The organism is Romboutsia sp. 13368, from assembly GCF_018336475.1.
Classification (GTDB): Bacteria; Bacillota; Clostridia; order Peptostreptococcales; family Peptostreptococcaceae; genus Romboutsia.
The window spans coordinates 431,466-431,918 of record NZ_CP048741.1 but is presented as its reverse complement, the minus strand read 5'-3'; positions in this window follow the sequence as shown (position 1 = coordinate 431,918).

Genomic DNA, 453 nt, shown 5'->3' with positions numbered 1-453 from the left:
CCATAGTTTCATGTATCTCAACGTTTTCTAATTTACCAATTCTAGCTACAACTTGTTTAACTTCATTTGTTTTTAATTCAAGTTGTTTATTGTAGTTTAATTCTTGTATCTGACATCCACCACAATCTTNTCTAAAAATATATCAAATTATTCTTTTATAACTTTATGTATACATTGATTTGTTGATGGTTATATTTATGTTTATTGATTGTAGTATGTATATATAATACCAAAATTTTTATAAAAATGGGAAATATTTAATGTTTTATAATTATCACATGCATTCAAGTTTTTCTAGTAATAGTAAAACTACTATAGAAGATATTATAAAATGAAACCACAATTTAAAAATATATAATTATTTTTTCACTCCTTTATGAATATATTTAAACATAAGGGGGTGATTTATTGAGAATCCCTAATCTCATATTCTCTACCATAATATTATTTATA